The sequence below is a fragment of the Streptomyces sp. ISL-66 genome, from assembly GCF_018614135.1.
Lineage (GTDB): Bacteria > Actinomycetota > Actinomycetes > Streptomycetales > Streptomycetaceae > Streptomyces.
The window spans coordinates 1-18371 of sequence record NZ_JAGGOW010000143.1 but is presented as its reverse complement, the minus strand read 5'-3'; the positions used below and the strand labels follow the sequence as shown (position 1 = coordinate 18371).

The window sequence follows — 18371 nt, the reverse complement described above, 5'->3', positions numbered from 1 at the left end:
GCGCACGGCCCGGGCGTCCGCCCGGATGGCCCGCCCGGATGGCCCGCGCCGGCGCCGGGGCGGCCGCCGCCCGCGGCGGATCAGGACCCGGCCGGACGCCGTCAGGGCCGGGCCGGGATGGCGAAGGCCATCTGGGTGGCCACGGCCAGGAAATCACGGGTGAACTCCGCCATGTCGACGACCGCCCGGGACAGCGCCGCGGGCGTGGCCGCCAGTGCGGACAGGCCCACGCGGCCAGCGGCGGCGAGTCCGGCGATCACCCCCGCCTCGACGGCCACCCAGACGAAGAGGGCCAGTAGGGCGGTCGCGCCGAGGTCGGCGAGGAACAGCTCGCCGGCCCGTGTGAAGAGGCGCCGGTCGGCCTGCATCACCGTGACCAGTTCGGGCACGAGCGTCGGCCCGGGCGCCCGGCGCCTTTGGTGCCACTCCCGTACCGCCTTGCCCATCAGCTCCTTGATCTTCTTCGGGATCAGGGAGCTGTCGAACACCGCCCGGTGCACGTGGTAGAGGACCAGCCCGTAATAGCCAGGCCGGCCGCCCTCCTGTTGCGGATACGCCTGGAACCGTGCCCGGTTGGTGGGCCAGAAGCGCAGCCAGTCGGACACCACGGCCTTCCCGGTCGTGGTGTCGATGTGCAGGGGCAGGGGTACGAGCATCAGGGCGGGATGCAGCCGCCACGTGCTGGCCCGGGCACTGACCTGGAGCGAGCGCTGCATCCACGTCAGTTCGAGCCGCATCCGGACCGCGCAGGGATCCTCCAGGATGGACAGCTTGCTCTGCAGCTCCTAGGCCGTGTATCGAAAGTGCTGCCATGCGCCTGAGCTGTGTGCGCCAAGGCCGAGTGCAACTCGGTGGCGCCTGGAAGTGGAAGTGAGGAAGGATCACACGCATGGTTTCGGTATTGCAGAACGTGGCGATTGACTGTGCGGATGCCTACGAGCTGGCCCGGTTCTGGAGCAGAGTGACTGACCGTCCACTCCATCCGGAGGACAAACCGGGTGACCGGGAGACTCAGGTGCTGCTGGCGGAGGGCCCAGTGCTGTACTTCAACCAGGTGCCCGAGGCCAAGAAGATCAAGAACCGGATCCATCTGTGTTTGCGCCCTGAGACATCCCGTGAGCAGGAGGTGGAACGGCTGCTCGCCCTCGGTGCCACCCTTGTCACCGATCACCGGAATCCCGATGGCTCTGGGTGGGCAGTCCTTGCTGACCCCGAGGGCAACGAATTCTGCGTTCTCCGCAGCGAGTCCGACCGAGCCGCGATGAGTTCCTGACGCCCACGCGCAATCCCGGCCGGTTTCGTATGACCGCTGGTCACAGCCACTCGTTGATGGCCGCTACGAGGACGGTCGCCTCGTAGCGGACCGCGAGCTTGTCGTACCTTGTGGCCACGGCGCGGTGCCTTTTGAGGCGATTGATGCCGCACTCGACCGCGTGGCGGGACTTGTAATCCTCCGGGTCAAACTTCGGCGGACGGCCGCCGCGGGAACCAAGCTTCTTCCGGTTGCGGGCTTGGTCGGCCTTGTCCGGGATGGTGCAGCGGATTCCCCGGCGGCGCAGGTAGGCGCGGTTCTTGCGGGAGGCGTACGCCTTGTCGGCCCGCACGCGGTCGGGGCGGACGCGTGGCCGGCCCGGCCCGGTGCGGGGCACGCGGACCTTCTCCAGTACGGGTTCGAACTGCGGCGAGTCGCCGCGCTGTCCTGCCGTGACCACGATCGACATGGGCTTCTGCCCTTGCTCGACGGCCAGGTGCAGCTTGGTGGTGAACCCGCCGCGCGAGCGTCCCAGTCCGTGATCGCGGGGCTCGTCAAAGACGCCGCCCGGTGGTTCCTTCTGCAGGTCACCCTGTTTGCGAGCCCCGGCCGCATGCTGATGGGCGCGGCACACCGTGGAGTCGACGCTCAGGTCCCACGTGATCGCACCCTTCGCGTCGGCCAGGGACTGGAGGCCGGTGAGGACCCGGTGCCAGGTCCCGTCCCGCTGCCAGCGACGGAACAAGTCGTAGATCCGGCCCCACGGCCCGTACTCGACGGGCACGTCCCGCCACGGAACACCGGTCCGGACCCGAAACCGTAAACCGTCGATCAACTGCCGCCGAGGCCAGATGGGCGGCCGCCCCACCTTCGCCCCCTTCGGCAACAACGGCTCCAACACCACCCACTGCTCGTCCGTGAGATCTCCCCGACCCATGAACCGTGATCATGCACAGCTCAAGATCTACTTTCGATACACGGCCTAGTACGTCTCCAGGCCGCCCTGCCGGGTGCCGACCTCCACCTGCTCCATGGTGAGCTCGCCGCCGTAGGCCGTAGGACTGGAGCCCCAGCATGTCCGGCTTGAGCTGACCGCCCGGCGTGAGCTTGCGCACGGCCTCGATCAGTACGCCTGCCGGAGTCTTCGCGGCGGGGTCGAGCAGCTTCTGGAACTCCAGGACCTTGGAGGGTGAGACGGGTTGCGGAAGTCCTCGCTCAGCACCTCCAAGGCCATCCACAGCACCGGATCGCTGGGTTGGACGGTGAGCCTGCGGTACGGCGCGGCCTCGCCGCGGGACAGCGGGGGCCGACCGCCCTGCGCCTTCTCCTGACCGGCGATCAGGTCGAAGACCTCCTGCAGCCGGTCCAACTGGTGTGTCACGTGGGTGGAGCCCGGCAACTCCCTCACGTAGCGCTCGAAGTGGTACCTGACTCAGAGATCGGCGGTGATCCACTCCCATCCGGTGAGCAGTTTGGGGTCCCGCTCACCCAGGAGTTCGCAGCGGGTGTCTTCGTCCAGCTCGTCCGTGGGCACTGCCCCTCCCTATGCGATGGTGCCGAGGTTGGAGGTGATGGCGATGTCCGTCCCGGACGACGGGGTGTACTCGTTCCACTCCGCGATGAGCGCCCCCTTGGTCCCCGGCTGGAGGACCGGGATCGCGGCGGGCGACGCCGAGTGGGACCAACTCAGCATCCCGACGACGATCTGGTCGCGGTCCGTGTTGACCGCTACGACGGTCTGGGCCTCCTGGACCCCGCGTTCGTCCGCGACGTCGATCACCACCGTCGCACCGACGACGAACCCCGCCGCCGACTCGACCTTGATGGTCACCGGGCCCTGCGGGTTGGTCGGGTTCGGTGCCAGTGGGGTCGCGCAGGTGGTGTAAACGGCGTCCTCCAGCCGCACGGCGGAACGCCCGAGGTTGGCCGGAGGGATGCCCGGGCCAGTTCGGTGTTGTCCGTGACCCCGGTCTCGCTGGTGTTCTCCAGGGAGTCGGTCACGATGGAGCTGAACTCCTTGGTCTGCACCGACCATTCCTTGTGCGTGACGGCGGTCTCCTCCAGCGGTGCGAGCGGAATGGTCGCGATGAGCTCGCCCCGCTCGAGGCCCGCCGGGGCCATTTCCATGCGCTCCAGGTTGATCCAGCCGATGTTCGGGGCGACCGAGTTGGCCTCTAGCGATTTGGTGGCCACGACTGCGGCACGCACGGCGAGTTGGGATTGTGCGGGATCGGCGCCCGGCGCCGTGCCCGCCGCCCGCCGGACCTCGATCAGGGCGTTTCCGACCGCGGTGAGGGCGGTGATCGGTACCGCGGCGAAGGCGCTCGCCGGCGGGCCGGCACCGGGGTCCGCGGTCGGCCCGCCGGGAGCCGCGAGGGCAACGGCTCCGGCGCCGAGCAGGCCGAATACCTCATCGGAGATCGGTTCCGCTTCCGTCTCGCCGTCGTCCACCACTGACCGCCGCGTGCCCCGCAATCGGGCACGGACCGCTTCCAATTCATCGCCGGAGAGCGCCAGACGACGAATAAGCGATGATCCGATGAAAGGAATTATCCAGGAGGGCTGTGTGCGGAGGACGTCAGATATCGGCACTCCACACGTCCGGGCCGCCGCCTTCCCAATGGATCGGCCCGTCCTCGGACAGATTCACATGCTCCAGGCCGGCCCGTGCCAGGAATTGCGACACGTCGGCGGGGGAGTGGGCGCGACCGAGGTCGGCGTCCACGCCCAGTGCGTGCACGGTCACCTTTCGGCCACCTTTGGGGGATACGGGATGGATGACGATCTCTGTCTGATCCGGCATGTGTCCAGCCTGCGGGGATCCGGCTGGTTCGGCACGCCGGGTGAACGGCGGCGAGGAGTCCGTAGCGTCCGTAGCCGTTCGACCCGGCGGGGCCCTGTTCCTCCGCTGCCGGCCTTCGCCCCGCTCAGCCGGTCTCTTCCAGGAAGGGGAGGACCGCGTCGATGAAGCGCTCGTTCCGATCCCCGGCCACCATGTGCCCCGCGCCGGTGACGTCGACGCGCCGTGCGCGCGGGACCAGGTCGCAGAACTGCTCGGCGACCTCTTCGCGCACCACGTCGCTGTTCCCGCCGCGGACGAGCAGGATCGGCACGCCGGCGCGGCGCGCGGCGTCGAGGAGACGCTCGGCCATGCCGGGCGGGTCCATCCGGCCCTCGAAGCTGTCCAGCATCCGCGGGTCCCAGTGCCAGACCCAGCGATCGCCCTGGCGTCGCAGGTTGTGCCGCATCCCGTCGGGGCCGTCCGGACGCGGACGGTGCGACAAGTGCGCGGAAACCGCCGCGGCCGCTTCCCCCAAATCGGCGAAGCCGTTCGGGTGGCCGCGCATGAACTCGACGATGCGGCGAAACCCGCGGGGATCCGGTCGATGGGCGACGTCGACGAGCACCAGGGCGCGAATCGCCGCGTGGGGTGCTTCTCCGGCGGCGAGCAGCGAGCTGAGGCCTCCGAGGGAGGCGCCCAGGAGGACCGGCTGGTCGTCGAGGTCGGCGACGAGCGCCCGGACGTCATCGGCGAACAGTTCGAGGTCGTAGTCACCGTCGGCGGACCATCCGCTGGCGCCGTGCCCACGCAGGTCCGGGGCGATGACCTGCCACCCCAGAGCGGCCAGTCGCGATCCGGTTCGAGCCCAGGCGTGCCGGGTCTGGCCGCCGCCGTGCAGCAGGACGAGGGGCGGCGAGGACGCCTCGCCCCACACGTCCGCCGCGAGCCGGATTCCGCCGCGGCCCACGAAGCTTCGCGGTCGCGGCGGTGCGCCGGCCGTCATGCCGGGCCTCGGGTCCGCAGCGGCGCGAGCAACTGGTCGCGGTGGGGATCCGCGGCCGCGGCGGCGAGCGCGACGTCCAGCGAGAACAGAGCGCGCGCGAGGAAGCGCTCGTCATCGATCAGGGCGGCGACCCACTGGTGCAACGCGCCCACACACGAGGCGGCGACCACGGCGGCCAGGGCGTCCGTGTCGATGTCGGCGCGCAGGAGGCCTCGGGTCCGTGCGTCCGCCATCGCCTGGCGGACCTGGGTGAGCGGACTGCGGTCGAGTACGAGGCCGCTCTTCTCCCACTCGCGCACCATGCGGCGCGACACGACCGGGTCGTCCACGAACAGCTGGACGGTCGACCGGACGACCTCCCGGGGGTCACTGCCGGCCAGTACCGCCAGGCGGCCCTCGAGCTCGTCCATGAACCCGGCGGCCAGCGCCTCCCAGATCTTGTCCCGCGGTCCGATCAGGTTGTACACGGTGGCCGGGGAGACCTCCGCCCGCGCGGCGATTCGCTCGGTACTGATCGCCGCGTCCGGCTCGGCGCGCAGGAGCTCGCGGGCCGCGTCCAGGATCCGGAGCCGTCGCTGGGCCTTGTGGTGCTCACGTAGCCCCCCTTCGACCGTCTGCATCGCGCACGCCCCTTCGCCAGATATTAGAGAGCTCTCTAAATTTAGAGGTGGCTATGGATAGGGTCAAGTGGCGGCGCGCCGGGCACCGCGACAACGAGGGCCTGTGGCGGGCTTGGCGCCGTTCACGGAGCGGCGTGGCCCAGGGTGCGGATCGCGGGGATCGCGAACAGCGCCACGCAGCCCGCCAGGCCGGCGCCCGCCGACACCAGCAGCAGGCGGTCCGGGGAGGCCAGCGAGGTGGCCGGCCCCGTCAGGATCTGGCCGAGCGCGATCCCGGACACCGAGCCGGCCAACTCGTAGGCGCTGACCCGGTTGAGTACCGCGGGCGGGGTGTGCGTCTGCACGCTGGTCGCCCACATCACCGACCAGAACGCCAAGGCGCCACCGCCGACGGCGTGGCCCGCCAGCAGCACCGGCAGGCCGGCGCCCAGTGCCACGCAGAGCGGCAGCACGGTGTACAGGGCCATCGCCGCCGCGCCGGCGGCCAGGGGCCGGGCCGGGCGCAGCCGCAGTGCCAGCAGCCCGCCGAGGACGGTTCCGACGCCGAGGAAGGAGACCGCCAGGCCGTAGGCGTTGGGGCCGAGGCGGGCGCCGACCAGCGCCGAGCTGAGTGGTACCAGCGGGCCGAAAACGAGCACGCCGTAGCCGACCCAGATCAGGATCACCGCCCACATCCAGGTGCGGGCGCGGAACTCCTGCCAGCCCTGGCGCAGGTCGAGACGCAGTGAACCGCCCCCGCGGGCGGAGGAGTCGGCGCCTCCCGAGGTGCCCGTCGGTGCGTCGGCCGGGGCGAGCCGGATGAGCGCCAGGCACAGCGCGCTGAGCAGGAAGGTGCCGGCGTCGATCGCGTACACGGTCCCTGCGCCGGTCAGCGCGATCAGTACGCCGGCCACGGCCGGTCCGGCCAAGTGGGCGAGCGCGTCGGCCACTTTGAGCGTGGCGTTCGCCCGCTGCGGCTCGCGGGCGACCAGCGGGACCATCCCGTTCACCCCCGGCAGGAACATCGCGACGGCCGCACCGGCCAGTGCCGCCATGGTCACCAGCAGCCAGAACGGCGGCGCCCCGGCGAAGAACGCGGCAGCCAGCACACCCTGGGTGAGCACCCGGACGAGGTCCGCGCCGACCATCATCCGGCGGGCGCCGATCCGGTCGGCGAACATTCCGCCGAACAGGACCAGGAGCACGAACGTCCCGGTCCAGATGCCGAGGACGCAGCCGACCCCGGAGATCCCGTACAGCGGGCCGACGGCGAGCGCGGCGGCCACCGGCATCATCGCGTCGCCGACCAGGGAGACGGCGCGGGCGATGAAGTAGAGCGTGAATCGCCGGTCCCACAACGGGTGCCGGGCGGTTGGCGGATCGGACTGGACGGTCTCGAAGTTCCCGGCGTTCCCGGCGTTCCCGGAGGGCTCGGCGTTCTGGACGTTCTGGATATGTGTCTGCGCGGTGGTCATAGGACGATACTGGACTGGACCAATCGGCGACCCCAGTGTCCCAAACGACAGGACCAGGTACTTTCACGCCATGACGCCTCGTCCGCTGCCGAAGTCCCCGGCACTCCACCGGGTCGTGGCCCTGCTGCAGGCCCCCAGTCGGCCGGCCCGCCGGGCGCACCGGCGCGGGGCGCGGATCGTCGGCATCTGCCCGGGCGCCTTCGTGCTCGCCGCGGCCGGGCTGCTCGACGGCCGGCGGCCCGCCGCCATCCGGGCGCTGCTGGAGGAGACCGACATCGCATCCGTATGGAGAGGAGCCCTTGATGACCACACCGCGGGACTTGCTGATCGTTGCCATGGACATGGAAGGCAGTCGCCCCGTCGAGCAGGGCGACCTGTCCCTCGCGCTCGCAGGGGCGGAGTTGATCGACCTCCTCGCCGCCCGGTCCATCAGGCTGCACGGGGATGACATCGTGCCGGGCGACCAGTCGGCACCGGCCGATCGCCTGTTGGACGAGGCAGCCGCCGCGCTCGTCCGGACAGCGCCGTACGAGTCGGTCGCCGACTGGCTGTGGCGCAGGGGCCGTGGCCTGTCAGCGGCCTACCAGGCGGCGCTCGAGGCGGAGGGGCAGCTCATCCGGCAGCGCCGCACCGGAATCTCCTTCCGGGCCGGTCAGTTGATGCTCGCCGATTCGCCCGCCCGGCGTCTGGCAGCGGACCGCTGGACATCGGAGGACCCGGCCTTCGTGGCCCTCGCCGAGGCCGTGGGCGTCCGCGGCGAGCGGACCGGAGACTCTCCGGAGGTGACCGACGACGCCGTCGCGACCGTGCTCGCCGCCGTCAACGACGCGCTGGTGGAACTGGCGTCCGTAAGACAACGCCGAGCCATCGAGAACGCGGCGTTCGACAACATCTGGCGAGGCGGCGCCGGATGACGGCAGGGCCCGCGCAGGCGGGTCCCCCGGCCCCGTGGCTGGTCGGGTGCGGCCGCGGCAGCTGCCGCGAGGGTCACCTGGAGCGCGGAGCGCGGGGCAGGGGTGGCCCGCCCGGGAGGGTGGGTCAGTACACCACGGGAGCGGCGTCCACTTCGGTCAGCTTGACCGTGCACAGGCCGCCGCGCTCGCTCTTCACGTCGGTCACCTTGAGCTGAGTGCCCGGCGTGAGGATGTACTCCTCCTCTCCGGTGAACGCGGAGAAGCGCTTGATCCCGACCGCCTGGGCGGCGGTCACCTCGAAGAGCGTCCGCTTTCCGCGGCTGCCCAGGAACGACCGGGCCACCTTCAGCTCGGAGGTGCACGAGGAGACGCCCCACCAGGTGACCGTCCGACCCACCGGGTACTGCGCCCGCAGGTCCAGCGACACACCGCGCCACAGCGGCTGCGTGTGTGCGGGCAGCCCCGAGACCGCCGAGAACAGCAGCCGCAGGTACGGCAGGTAGGGCCCGACCCTGGTGCGGTCCGGGGAGCGGAGGACGGCATTGATCTCGCGGTAGAAGGCGGACTCGCAGGTGTAGAGGTGGAGCGCGGCGATCGCGTCGGCGGACAGGCTGCCGGACGTCTCGTCCGCCCGCCGCTTGCCGAAGTCGCGTGACCGGTCGATGTGCCCGGCGAGCCCGGACAGCGTCTCGGCGACCGGTGCGACGGCGTCCTGGAAATCCATCAGCGGGGTATCGAACACACCGGTGATCGCGGGGAGGAGCAGGCCCTCGTCCTTGACGCTGGTGAGCCGCTCCAGGTACAGCTGGTGCAGGTTCATGGTGGACTCGATGAAGGCGCCCATGCGCGCCGCGACACCCCCGTCCGTACCGGCGGCTCCCTCGTTCCACCCCTTGCTCGGCAGCCAGTCGATCCCGTCGGCACCCAGCGACGCGAGAGCCTCGTTCACCAGGGCGAAGTGATCGCCCTCGCAGAAGATGTCGCCCTGCGCCGCCGGGTTCGCGTGGTCGATGTGCCGGACCTCGACGTCCGGGTACTTCTCCTGGAGCCGCAGGACGACCCTCTTCAGGTTGCGGGCGTGCGCCCCCCACCAGGCGAACACGATCCCGCGGTCCTCCTCGTCGGCCTCCTGCTTGGCCTTGAGGATCTCCTCGACGATCCGTTCGGCGACGGGCCGCCAGAACGCCGTGTGCTGGTCCGTAGCCATCGCTCCGTCGCCGCTGGCGGTGAGCGAGGCGTTCAGCAACAGCACGCCCTGCGTGAGCATCGCCTGGAACCACTCCGGCGGCTGGACGGTGTCCCGCTCCTTCAAGAGCGCGCGAACGTCGGCGATGGGCGTCTTCTTGGCGATGCCGTACTTCCACATCGCCGCCGCCTTGATGATGCAGCGGACGCTGACGACCCGGCCGAACTGGCTGTCCTTCCAGTCGTTGAAGGCGTTGTCGAACATGGCTATGCCCGTCGCGCTCTCCGGCCGCGGGTAGGGGTTCTGGCCGAAGGCGACGACCTTCCACTTGTGCGGAGGATGGGGCTTGAGAGCCTGGAAGGTCAGCTCACGGACCGGCACGACCTCAGGGCTACGGCCCTTGCCGATGAACCGGGCGGCGTCCGGCAGCGCCTCGATGACGGGCTTCAGGAGCGGAAGCCAGGCCTCACCGCCGCCGTTGAAGAGTTCGTCGAGGGCCAACGGGTCGTTCATGTCGGGCTGGATCGGCGCAGCGCCGCTGATCGCGTCAGGCATGGGGGAGTGACTTTCGGTCGTCGTGTCCGAGGGATGGACGTAGCCGGCGGACTGGCCGGCGGGGACGGGCTCAACGGTCTTCGGCGGCACTATGCGTACCCGCTCCTCGACGGGGGCGTTCTCGATCCCGTCGAGCTGCGTGATGATCGTGGCGCGCAACTCGTCGTCATCCTCGAACCAGTGGTCGTGGAAGAGCGTGTAGCCGGTCCACATCAGGTTGGCGCACACCCTGGCCGGGACCCGTCCGGTCTGCGCACCCAGCCCGACCAGCGCCACGGAGCGGATGCTCCCCGGCGCCTGCCGGTTCTGCCGGTGGACGGCCTGGAACGCGGCGGCGCACGCGAGCGCCACGTTCAGCGTGGCACTCACGTTCTGCGAGGACCGCACCATGGTCGGCGTCGATATCAGATATCGGGGGGCCGTTGCCCCGGAGGGGACGCAGACCGCGCTGCCCACCGGGAGGGCTCCGGAGAACCGGTCGCGGATCGCGCGCTGCACACGTACCTGGATGCCGGATCCGAGGTGACGCTTGATGACGGCGTCGACCCCGCCGTCCATCCTGCCCCGGGAGTTCGTCGGGGTGACCCAGGCGTCGACGTCCTCGTCGAGGATCGAAACCCTGCGGATCTTGATGCCGGGGGTGTCGGCGAACGCCGCCCGCCACGCTTCCACCACGCGTTCGTTCACGTCTGCCAGCACCACCCTCAGCGTGGGCTGAACCCTGCTCTCGGACATCGTCCACTCCTGTCGGGAAACGGCCTGTGCAACACCTCGAACGTAACCGCCGCCACTGACAACGCCGCTCCGAGAAGGGGATGGTGACCAGCCGTCATGGCTCCGGAAGAGCGCCCGAGCCCCGTCGCCCTGCCCGGGCCACGGCCGGCGACGTACGGGCACGGTCTGGCCGGATCCCTTCGCTGCCGCACCGGCGTCTCCTGGCGCCCGCCGATCCCGTCGGCCGCGGTTCCTCCGGGGGCATGGGCCGCCCCGGAAGCCGGCGGATGGGGACGCGCCCTGGACGGTGGGTCCGGGGTGCGTTAGCTTCCGGCGCCATGAGACTTCTGGGAGTTGGCATGTGCGCGGCGGCTCTGCTGTTGGGGGTGGTGGCCGCGCCGGCGCAGGCCGCCGGTGGGTCCCGGGACCTCCGGGGCGCGGGCTGGGCGCTCAAGGAGACCGGCAAGGACGCCCGTTTCCGGGGCCTGGCGGCGGTCAGCCGGTCCACGGCCTGGGTGGCCGGTTCGAAGGGGACCGTACTGCGCACCTCGGACGGAGGGCGGAACTGGCGGGACGTCTCGCCGCCGGGAGCCGTCGCGGAGGGGTTGGAGCTGCGGGACATCGAGGCCTTCGACGGGCGGCGCGCCGTGGCCCTGGCCATCGGCGAAGGGGAGGCCTCCCGCGTGCTCCGCACGGAGGACGGCGGCGCTACGTGGACCGAGGCTTTCCGAAACCCGGACCCGCGGGCCTTCTACGACTGCCTCACCTTCTTCGACGCCCGGCACGGGCTCGCGATGAGCGATCCGGTGGACGGGAAGTTCCGCATCCTGTCCACGGACGACGGCGGGCGGAGCTGGCGGGTGTTGCCGAATGCCGGGATGCCGGAGGCGCTGGCGGGTGAGGCGGGTTTCGCGGCGAGCGGCCAGTGCCTGGTGTCCGCCGGTCCGCGCGACGCCTGGCTGGCCACCGGCGGCGGCGCGGCCGCGCGGGTGCTGCACTCCGCGGACCGCGGCCTGACCTGGCAGGTCGCCGACTCCACCGTCCCTGCGGGTAACCCGGCGCGCGGGGTCTTCGGCCTCGCCTTCCGGGACCGTACGAGGGGCCTCGCGGTCGGCGGTGACTACCGCACCGGGGAGGCCTCCCCGCAGGCCGCGGCGGTGTCCTCGGACACGGGCCGCACCTGGCGCCCGGCGTCGACCCCGCCGCCGGCGTACCGCTCGGGCGCGGCCTGGTTCCCGTACGGCGCCGGCACGGCCCTGGCGGTGGGCCCGACGGGCACGGACGTGACCGTGGACGGTGGCCGCACCTGGCGGGCACTGGACCCGGGGTCCTTCGACACGGTCGCCTGCACGGCGGACGGTGGCTGCTGGGCGGCGGGGGAGAAGGGGCGGGTGGGACGTCTGGAGCGGCCGGGTCGGGGCTGACCGGAGACGGGCCGCCGGCGATCGCGTCGAGCGGGGCACCGCGCGCCCGGTCACGTGAGGCTCAGGGCCGGCGCAGCGATGAGCTTGCCGGCGCCCGCTGGTCTACCTTCCGAAGGGGACAGACACCGCCACCATCGGGAGCACGCCATGGGCCTCATCCACATCGAGCTCTTCGCGACCCTCGACCTCGTCGGGCAGGCGCCCGGCGGCCCCGACGAGGACCCGGTGGGGTTCCCGTTCGGCGGCTGGCAGGCGCCCCTGCTGGACGACGTCTCCGGGACGCAGGTCGGCGCCGCGTACGAGGGCACGGACGCCCTCCTGCTCGGCCGGCGGACGTACGACATCTTCGCCGCCTACTGGCCGCACCAGGAGGGCGGCCAGGACAACGAGATCGCCACGCTCTTCAACAGCGTCCCGAAGTACGTGGCCTCCCGCGGCCGGCCCGACCTCTCGTGGGCCGGGTCCACGCAGCTCGGTCCGGATCTGGCCGGCGCGGTGCGCGAGATCCGTGACCGGCACGAGCACGTGAAGGTCGTCGGGAGCCTGAACCTGGTGCAAACCCTCCTGCGCGAGAAGCTCTTCGACCGTCTCGACCTCTGGGTGCACCCGATCGTGCTCGGCGTCGGCAAGAAGGTCTTCGACGATGGCGCGGTGCCCACGAACGTCACGCTCCTCGAACCGCCGGCAGCCGGTCCGAAGGGCACCGTGTACTTGCGCTACGGGCTCGCCCACGGCACGCCGGGGACGGGAGACATGAGCGCACCCGACCGTGGTGCCGGGCGCGACGACTGAAACCGGCTGAAGGGGTGCGGGGCGGGGTTCGGGTCGTGAGCAGACGGACTTTGGTCGTAGGTCCCGGTCGGACGAAGCTCCGACCCCAGCCCGATACGGAAGCCGTGCCCCCTTGCCTACCGTGCTCTGCATGGACATGCAGAACGAGAGCGGTGTGCTCGACGAAGCGCTGGAACGGCTGCACGCCTCGGGCCCCGAACGCCTGGGCCGGCTCACCAATCACGCCCCGATGGTGGTCGAGGCGCTCGCCTCGCGCGGGCAGTCGGGCGCCGTGCACCGCTGGCTGGATCTCTACGAGACGAAGCTCGAGGAGTTCCCCACCCCCGTGGCTCCCGTCACCGAAGCCAACTGGCGCACCGCGCTGGGGGACCCGCGCCGCGCAGCCGACTGGATCGCGTACTTCTCACGAGAGCTCGCCGATCACGCGTGGCAGGAGCTCTTGGCCGTGTGGTGGCCACGGCTGCTGCCCGGGATCTACGGGGGATCCACCCATCCGGTACTGGACCTGGTGGAGGAGCGGTACGGCAAGATCGACCACCTCGTCTACAGCCTCGCGGCCCCCCGCCGCACCGACCCGGCGACCGGTACGGTCCACCACTCGGTGATCAAACCGCTCGGCGGCCCGTACGAGGCTCCGGCCCTGGACTTCTCCGGCGACGCCCCCAAGGTCGGACACGTCTCGCTGGAGCCGGCCAGCGACGACGAGCGGCACGCGACGCAGCAGGTGATGGGCGGCGCGGACTGGAGGCTGTGGGTACGGGCCCTGGCCGGACGCGACCTGCTGGCCAACGGATTCACCACGGTCGCGCTGACGTACATCGGCTCGGAGCTCACGGCGCCGATCTACCGAAACGGCACCATCGGCGCGGCCAAGGAAGACCTGGAGCGCACCGCGGGGGAACTGGACGCCGAGCTGGGGACCACGGGCCGGGCGTTCACCGCGGTCGCGGGCGCGGCCGTGACCCAGGCGTCGAGCGCGATCCCCTCGATCGCCCTGTACACCGCGTTCCTGCGCACCGTCCTCGGAGACGGGTTCCGTACGACGAGCGAGCAGGCGGCCGACTTGTGGGCGCAGCTGACGGGGGCAGCGCCGCTGGTCCTCGACGAGCGGGGCCGCATCCGCCTGGACGGCTGGGAACTCGACGCCGGTGTCCAGCACCAGGTACGCGAACTGTGGGCGGACCCGGAGGCCGGTTTGGAGCGCGCACGGGGTGGCGCGGACTGGTTCATGGGACAGATCCGTGAACTGTACGGATGGGGCGTCGACGGTGTCGACTACGGCCGGCCGACGGAGACGACGGTTGCCTGGCCGACAGGGGGAGCCGGCGCATGAGCACGACGGGCTGTCGAACGAGGGCGGACACCTGCGGCAGTTGAGCCGGCGAGGCCGGGCCGCCGAGGGTGAAGGGCCGGGCCCCGAGGGCGAAGGGCCGGGCCCCGAGGGCGAAGGGCCGGGCCCCGAGGGCGAAGGGCCGGGCCCCGAGGGTGAAGGGGCGGACCGTCGAGGTCCGCCCCTTCACCGTCAGGCTGCTTCGCCCGTTCCTAGTCGCTGTCCCCGTCGCCGGTGGTCCGGTTCAGACTCCGGCGCCGGTTCTTCTCGGATCGACGCACCAGATCGCTCGCGGCGAGCGTCACGGCCGCCACGCCGCGGACCCACCGCGGCCCGCCCCGCTCCGCCCACACCACACACGCGCACCCGCCGAGGGCGAGCACCAAGACGCCGAGCAGCACCAGACCGGCCATGTTCCCCGCCTCTACGTTCATTCGTACGGTCCTGCTCATCATCGCAGGCCGGGAAGGGCCCGAACGGTGGGGGCGGGCCCCGGCCGCGCGGCGGCGCCGTCGCCCACTGCCTGTTTACAGGTCAGCTCGAGCGCTCGACGCGCGCGAGCCACAGTCCCGCCACGCCGTGGAAAAGCGGCTCGAAGCAAGCCTCGGCCTCGCGGTGGTCGACGTCGGCGCCGTGGAGCACCAGCACGGGTCGACCCGTCCCGTGCTCCACGTAGTGGACCGCTACTCACGACGCGTCGTTGACCTGGTGCCGGAGGTGGTCGTAGGCCCAGGCGGCGAGGGTGGTCGGGGTGGTCGTCCGGACGGTCCGGTGCTGTTCGGGCACGAAGTTCTCGCGCAGGCCGGTCGACATTCCGAGCACGGCTTCGACCAGTCCGTCGGTCATCCCGGCCTGGCGGAGCTGGGTGCGCATGGCGTTGTCGGTGATCCGTTCGACGCCGATCGGCCGGCCGGTGGCGGCGGTAAGGATGTCGGCAACCTGTCGCCAGGTGAGGTCGTCGGGTCCGTGAACCGCTTGCACACAGCGTCCGGACCAGGCGGGAGAAAGCAGGCGGGTGACGGCGACCTCGGCGATGTCGCGAGGTGCCACCCAGGCCATGGGCTGGTCGAGTGGGAGGATCACCTTGAGGGTGCCCGTTCGTAGGGCATCGAGTTGAAGTTCGAGATTGGTGAAGAAGTAGCCGCAGCGGAGGTGCGTGACGTCGACGCCGGTGTCATCCAACGCGGTTTCGGTGTGTGCCAGGCCGTCGATCTCGCCGGCGCCGTGACGCTTCTCGGCTCCGACGCTGCTTTGGAAGACGACGCGGCCGATCCGGTTCTCGGTGACGGCGCGGACCACGCTGTTGGTGGCGCGGGCGTAGTCGGCGAGGGGATTCTCACTGCCGGTGGTCGGGTCCACCCAGAACAGTGCACCGACGTCGTGGGTGGCGGCCACCACCGCGTCGGCGTCGTATTGGTCGACCGGCACGGCATCCACCTCGTTCCGGATCTCGGGCGTCAGCCGGTCGGGATCGCGCACCAAGACCCGCGGCCGCACTCCGGCGCGAACCAGTGCGGCGACGACGTGGCGACCGACATTCCCGGTCGGGGTAGTGACGGCGATCTGCATGGCACCCTCCTTCGGAGACTTGGCTTCAGGTTAGAAGCCAAGGCGGCCAAGACCGAGGGCAGTGAAGACCGTGGTCGCCCGCCTCGTCCGCACGGGCGGCCGTCCGGGCCGAGTGCGCCGCACGCCGGGTCCGCCCATACTGGCGGGATGAGGCGTACTCGTACGGTTCTGCTGTGCATCGCCGGCCTGATGGGCGCGACCCTTCCGGTCGGCACCGCTGCCGGCCCGGCTTCGGCCGCGACGGCGCCGGACACCTGCGTCAGCTCGCCCGGCCCCGCCCAGGGAGACGCGCGCGAGGTCCTCACCATCGCTCAGCAGGCCCAGCGGGAGTTCGGCCTGAACTCCGTCATCCTGCGGGTTTCCTCCGACGGCCGGGAGGTGCTCACCACCGCGCTCGGGGAGTCGATGACGGGGGTTCCGGCCGAGCCGTCGATGCACTTCCGCACGGGGTCCGTGGCCATCGTCTACATGGGCACCGTACTGCTCCAGCTCGTCGAGCAGGGCAAGGCCTCGCTCGACGACCCGGTGTCGCGCTGGCTGCCGGAGGTCCCGCGCGGTTCGGAGATCACCCTGCGGATGCTCGGCGACTCGACGTCCGGCTTCCACGACTACGTGACGGACCCCGCCTTCCTCGCCGAGCTCGAGGCCGCCCCGTTCCGCAACTGGACACCGGCCGAAGTCACCGGGATCGCGACCGGCAAACCGCTCCTGTACAAGCCGGGGACCAACTGGAGCTATTCGCACGCCAACTTCGCGATCCTCGGAGCCGCATTGGAGAAGATCAGCGGCGTCTCGCTGGACAAGCTGCTCACGGAGCGCGTGATGAAACCGCTCGGGCTGAGCCAGACCAGCAACCAGTACACGCCGCAGATCCCGGAACCCGTCCTGCACGCCTTCACCTCCGAACGCGGAACCTACGAGGAGTCGACCTTCTGGAACCCCTCCTGGACCACCGCTCCCGGCGCGGTCCTCGTGCAGAACATCTGCGATCTGGACCGCTCCGCGCGTGCCGTCGGGACCGGGGAGCTGGTGTCCGAGAAGTCGTTCCGGACCCAACTCGACCCCGGCACCATCGGCCTCGGCCACGCAACGGCTTCCTGCCCGGCCAGCGTCTGCCTCCTGACCAATACGGCTGCCCACCACTTCGGCCTGGGTCTGATCGTCGTCAACGGCTGGATCCTGACGAACCCGTCGTTCTCGGGCTACGCGGCCATACAGGCCTACTTGCCGGCGAAGAAGCTCGCGATCTCCGTCTCCGTGACGCAGGGACCCAAGAGTCCCGAGGGCAACTCGGCCGAAACCATCGCCGAACGCATCTCCTCGGCGCTCGCCCCCGGACAGGAGCTCAAGATGCGCTGAAGGGGCCGATGCCCCGCACCGGCCCCCAAGGCCCACCGGAGCCACCTCTCCGACCCGCAGCGCGCGGCTGAGGGGCGGCCGGCCTTGCCCCATCTGTCGAGATTCGATAGATTCCCATCGTGAGTCGATGGAAGGATGGGTCATGGGGAAGCTGACAATGGGTGCGCTGCGCGCCGTGCTCGTGGTGGTGCTCGTCGGCACCGTGTCCGTGCAGGCATTGATGGTGTGGGCGTTGGCCACCGATCCGGAGGACGGGTCGCTCCCGCTGACCCCGCTGCGCTTGATCACGATCCTGGGCCTGGTGCCGGTCCAGGTCGCCCTGGTCTGCGTGTGGCGGCTGGTGACGATGGTGCGACGCGGAACCGTGTTCTCCGACGCAGCCTTCCGGTACGTGGACGTCGTGATCGGCGCGATCGTGGCGGTTGCCCTCGTGTGGTTCGCGGTCACGATCCTCAATGCGCCGGGTCAGCGGGAAGATCCGGGAGTCACCGTCATCATGGGCGGGGTCGGCCTGGCCATTCTGGGGGTCGCGCTCCTCGTGCTCGTGCTGCGGATGCTGCTCGCCCAGGCCGTCGCGCGCGACGCCGAAGCGTCGCAGATGCAGGCCGAGTTGGACGAGGTGATCTGATGCCGATCGCCGTCGACGTCGACGTGATGCTGGCCAGGCGGAAGATGTCCGTGGGCGAGCTCGCGGACCGGGTAGGGATCACTCCCGCCAACCTGGCGGTACTCAAGAACGGCCGCGCCAAGGCGGTGCGCTTCGCGACGCTCGCCGCGCTCTGCGAGGTGCTCGAGTGCCAGCCGGGCGACCTGCTGCGCTGGGAGCCCGAGGACGCCGCGGGCGGATGACGTGCCCCGTGGCGGCCCCGAAGACGCCCGGCGCGCACCGGGCCCGGTGCCGCGGCACCGCGGACGGCATGGACATGGTGCTTCATGCATGAAGGGACGTTGCGGGAGGACTGCGTCGTGAACGGCGAGGTATCCGACTCGTGGGTGTTCGGGTTGATCAGGCGAGAGTGGCGGCCGCGTCCTGCCGGATCCGGAGATCTGCCAGGAGTTCGATGACGTTCACGCGGCCGCCATTGAGAAAGATCGGACTCAACGTCCTCTCAGAGGACGTTGAACCGTTGCAAGGCGAATTTCAACGGCTCGGGCTCGACGTGGATCCCCCCACTGAAGGGGTGGTTCATTGCTGACAGCACGGCCAGCACGGCTGACACCAAAAGTGTCAGCAGGCCGATGCTGAGGGCGCTCGTCCATGTCACGGCGCGGATCTGGACCGCGGCGGCAGCCACCAGAAGCAAGGCCGACAGGAGCAGGCCGATCCACAGGTAGGGAGGGATTCCGTGGGACACCGCGAGGATCCGTGCACGGCGGGCGTCGCCGACCTCTCTCAGTGGGTGTTAAGTCCGACTTC

Annotated in this window: 21 protein-coding genes; 8 read left to right on the top strand and 13 right to left on the bottom strand. The window is 70.7% G+C overall.

Features of this window, described 5'->3' with window-relative positions; all coding sequences use genetic code 11:
- Nucleotides 1–101: 101 nt before the first annotated feature.
- Nucleotides 102–737, bottom strand: a complete 636-nt coding sequence (locus J7E97_RS26305) for a hypothetical protein (RefSeq protein ID WP_215032015.1) — start codon at nt 735–737, stop codon at nt 102–104.
- A gap of 152 nt (nt 738–889) precedes the next feature.
- Between J7E97_RS26305 and J7E97_RS26300 the strand changes: the two genes are divergently transcribed.
- Complete coding sequence (locus J7E97_RS26300; RefSeq protein WP_215032012.1) at nt 890–1273, top strand: VOC family protein; 384 nt, start codon at nt 890–892, stop codon at nt 1271–1273.
- 40 nt (nt 1274–1313) lie between these two features.
- Here J7E97_RS26300 and J7E97_RS26295 read toward each other — a convergent pair whose 3' ends face one another.
- The 8 genes from J7E97_RS26295 to J7E97_RS26260 form a co-directional block, all read right to left on the bottom strand.
- Nucleotides 1314–2189: an IS5 family transposase gene (locus tag J7E97_RS26295; RefSeq protein ID WP_215032009.1), complete on the bottom strand. Its 876-nt coding sequence runs from the start codon at nt 2187–2189 to the stop codon at nt 1314–1316.
- A 186-nt stretch (nt 2190–2375) separates the two neighbouring features.
- Nucleotides 2376–2633 carry a hypothetical protein gene (locus J7E97_RS26290; RefSeq protein WP_215032006.1) on the bottom strand — a complete coding sequence of 86 codons (258 nt, stop codon included), beginning with the start codon at nt 2631–2633 and terminating at the stop codon, nt 2376–2378.
- Nucleotides 2634–2795: 162 nt separating this feature from the next.
- Nucleotides 2796–3083, bottom strand: coding sequence for a hypothetical protein (locus J7E97_RS26285; RefSeq protein ID WP_215032003.1), 288 nt, complete (start codon nt 3081–3083; stop codon nt 2796–2798).
- On the bottom strand, nt 3080–3706 hold the full coding sequence (locus J7E97_RS26280; protein WP_215032000.1) for a hypothetical protein: 627 nt from the start codon (nt 3704–3706) through the stop codon (nt 3080–3082). The genes J7E97_RS26285 and J7E97_RS26280 overlap by 4 nt, the downstream gene beginning before the upstream one ends.
- Nucleotides 3707–3830: 124 nt before the next feature.
- Nucleotides 3831–3998: a hypothetical protein gene (locus tag J7E97_RS26275; protein ID WP_251055184.1), complete on the bottom strand. Its 168-nt coding sequence runs from the start codon at nt 3996–3998 to the stop codon at nt 3831–3833.
- Nucleotides 3999–4179: 181 nt separating this feature from the next.
- Nucleotides 4180–5001 carry an alpha/beta fold hydrolase gene (locus tag J7E97_RS26270; protein WP_215031995.1) on the bottom strand — a complete coding sequence of 274 codons (822 nt, stop codon included), beginning with the start codon at nt 4999–5001 and terminating at the stop codon, nt 4180–4182.
- A 32-nt stretch (nt 5002–5033) separates the two neighbouring features.
- Complete coding sequence (locus tag J7E97_RS26265; protein WP_215031992.1) at nt 5034–5657, bottom strand: TetR/AcrR family transcriptional regulator; 624 nt, start codon at nt 5655–5657, stop codon at nt 5034–5036.
- A 122-nt stretch (nt 5658–5779) separates the two neighbouring features.
- Nucleotides 5780–7111 carry an MFS transporter gene (locus tag J7E97_RS26260; protein WP_215031989.1) on the bottom strand — a complete coding sequence of 444 codons (1332 nt, stop codon included), beginning with the start codon at nt 7109–7111 and terminating at the stop codon, nt 5780–5782.
- Nucleotides 7112–7413: 302 nt separating this feature from the next.
- On the opposite strand from J7E97_RS26260, the gene J7E97_RS26255 reads away from it, so the two are divergent.
- The gene (locus tag J7E97_RS26255; RefSeq protein WP_215031986.1) at nt 7414–8025 is read left to right on the top strand and encodes a GPP34 family phosphoprotein; all 612 of its coding nucleotides are present in this window, start codon (nt 7414–7416) and stop codon (nt 8023–8025) included.
- A gap of 124 nt (nt 8026–8149) precedes the next feature.
- On the opposite strand, the gene J7E97_RS26250 is transcribed toward J7E97_RS26255, so the two are convergent.
- Complete coding sequence (locus J7E97_RS26250) at nt 8150–10501, bottom strand: ADP-ribosyltransferase domain-containing protein (protein WP_251055182.1); 2352 nt, start codon at nt 10499–10501, stop codon at nt 8150–8152.
- Between the two features lie 317 nt (nt 10502–10818).
- Between J7E97_RS26250 and J7E97_RS26240 the strand changes: the two genes are divergently transcribed.
- The 3 genes from J7E97_RS26240 (at nt 10819) to J7E97_RS26230 (ending at nt 14029) form a co-directional block, all read left to right on the top strand.
- Complete coding sequence (locus J7E97_RS26240; protein ID WP_215031983.1) at nt 10819–11904, top strand: oxidoreductase; 1086 nt, start codon at nt 10819–10821, stop codon at nt 11902–11904.
- 147 nt (nt 11905–12051) lie between these two features.
- Nucleotides 12052–12696, top strand: coding sequence for a dihydrofolate reductase family protein (locus J7E97_RS26235; RefSeq protein ID WP_215031980.1), 645 nt, complete (start codon nt 12052–12054; stop codon nt 12694–12696).
- 130 nt (nt 12697–12826) lie between these two features.
- Nucleotides 12827–14029, top strand: coding sequence for a questin oxidase family protein (locus J7E97_RS26230; protein WP_215031977.1), 1203 nt, complete (start codon nt 12827–12829; stop codon nt 14027–14029).
- Nucleotides 14030–14238: 209 nt separating this feature from the next.
- Here the strand turns inward: J7E97_RS26230 and J7E97_RS26225 are convergent, their stop codons facing one another.
- Nucleotides 14239–14460 carry a hypothetical protein gene (locus tag J7E97_RS26225; protein ID WP_374224239.1) on the bottom strand — a complete coding sequence of 74 codons (222 nt, stop codon included), beginning with the start codon at nt 14458–14460 and terminating at the stop codon, nt 14239–14241.
- A gap of 253 nt (nt 14461–14713) precedes the next feature.
- Entirely contained in the window at nt 14714–15595 is an 882-nt protein-coding gene (locus J7E97_RS26220; protein WP_215031975.1) for an NAD(P)H-binding protein, read from the bottom strand.
- A 147-nt stretch (nt 15596–15742) separates the two neighbouring features.
- Here J7E97_RS26220 and J7E97_RS26215 point away from each other — a divergent pair, with 147 nt between their 5' ends.
- The 3 genes from J7E97_RS26215 (at nt 15743) to J7E97_RS26205 (ending at nt 17803) form a co-directional block, all read left to right on the top strand.
- The gene (locus J7E97_RS26215; protein ID WP_251055181.1) at nt 15743–16954 is read left to right on the top strand and encodes a serine hydrolase; all 1212 of its coding nucleotides are present in this window, start codon (nt 15743–15745) and stop codon (nt 16952–16954) included.
- A 142-nt stretch (nt 16955–17096) separates the two neighbouring features.
- A complete protein-coding gene (locus J7E97_RS26210) occupies nt 17097–17582 on the top strand; it encodes a DUF2975 domain-containing protein (protein ID WP_215031972.1) in 486 nt (161 codons plus the stop codon).
- Nucleotides 17582–17803 carry a helix-turn-helix transcriptional regulator gene (locus J7E97_RS26205; protein ID WP_215031970.1) on the top strand — a complete coding sequence of 74 codons (222 nt, stop codon included), beginning with the start codon at nt 17582–17584 and terminating at the stop codon, nt 17801–17803. The genes J7E97_RS26210 and J7E97_RS26205 overlap by 1 nt, the downstream gene beginning before the upstream one ends.
- 260 nt (nt 17804–18063) lie before the next feature.
- Here the strand turns inward: J7E97_RS26205 and J7E97_RS26200 are convergent, their stop codons facing one another.
- The gene (locus J7E97_RS26200) at nt 18064–18309 is read right to left on the bottom strand and encodes a hypothetical protein (RefSeq protein ID WP_215031967.1); all 246 of its coding nucleotides are present in this window, start codon (nt 18307–18309) and stop codon (nt 18064–18066) included.
- Nucleotides 18310–18371 lie beyond the last annotated feature (62 nt).

Coding starts and splice junctions, on each gene's coding strand:
- J7E97_RS26305 (WP_215032015.1), bottom strand. CDS start 737: ATGCGGCTCGAACTGACGTGGATGCAGCGCTCGCTCCAGGTCAGTGCC.
- J7E97_RS26300 (WP_215032012.1), top strand. CDS start 890: ATGGTTTCGGTATTGCAGAACGTGGCGATTGACTGTGCGGATGCCTAC.
- J7E97_RS26295 (WP_215032009.1), bottom strand. CDS start 2,189: ATGGGTCGGGGAGATCTCACGGACGAGCAGTGGGTGGTGTTGGAGCCG.
- J7E97_RS26265 (WP_215031992.1), bottom strand. CDS start 5,657: ATGCAGACGGTCGAAGGGGGGCTACGTGAGCACCACAAGGCCCAGCGA.
- J7E97_RS26260 (WP_215031989.1), bottom strand. CDS start 7,111: ATGACCACCGCGCAGACACATATCCAGAACGTCCAGAACGCCGAGCCC.
- J7E97_RS26255 (WP_215031986.1), top strand. CDS start 7,414: ATGACCACACCGCGGGACTTGCTGATCGTTGCCATGGACATGGAAGGC.
- J7E97_RS26250 (WP_251055182.1), bottom strand. CDS start 10,501: ATGTCCGAGAGCAGGGTTCAGCCCACGCTGAGGGTGGTGCTGGCAGAC.
- J7E97_RS26240 (WP_215031983.1), top strand. CDS start 10,819: ATGAGACTTCTGGGAGTTGGCATGTGCGCGGCGGCTCTGCTGTTGGGG.
- J7E97_RS26235 (WP_215031980.1), top strand. CDS start 12,052: ATGGGCCTCATCCACATCGAGCTCTTCGCGACCCTCGACCTCGTCGGG.
- J7E97_RS26230 (WP_215031977.1), top strand. CDS start 12,827: ATGGACATGCAGAACGAGAGCGGTGTGCTCGACGAAGCGCTGGAACGG.
- J7E97_RS26225 (WP_374224239.1), bottom strand. CDS start 14,460: ATGAACGTAGAGGCGGGGAACATGGCCGGTCTGGTGCTGCTCGGCGTC.
- J7E97_RS26220 (WP_215031975.1), bottom strand. CDS start 15,595: ATGCAGATCGCCGTCACTACCCCGACCGGGAATGTCGGTCGCCACGTC.
- J7E97_RS26215 (WP_251055181.1), top strand. CDS start 15,743: ATGAGGCGTACTCGTACGGTTCTGCTGTGCATCGCCGGCCTGATGGGC.
- J7E97_RS26210 (WP_215031972.1), top strand. CDS start 17,097: ATGGGGAAGCTGACAATGGGTGCGCTGCGCGCCGTGCTCGTGGTGGTG.
- J7E97_RS26205 (WP_215031970.1), top strand. CDS start 17,582: ATGCCGATCGCCGTCGACGTCGACGTGATGCTGGCCAGGCGGAAGATG.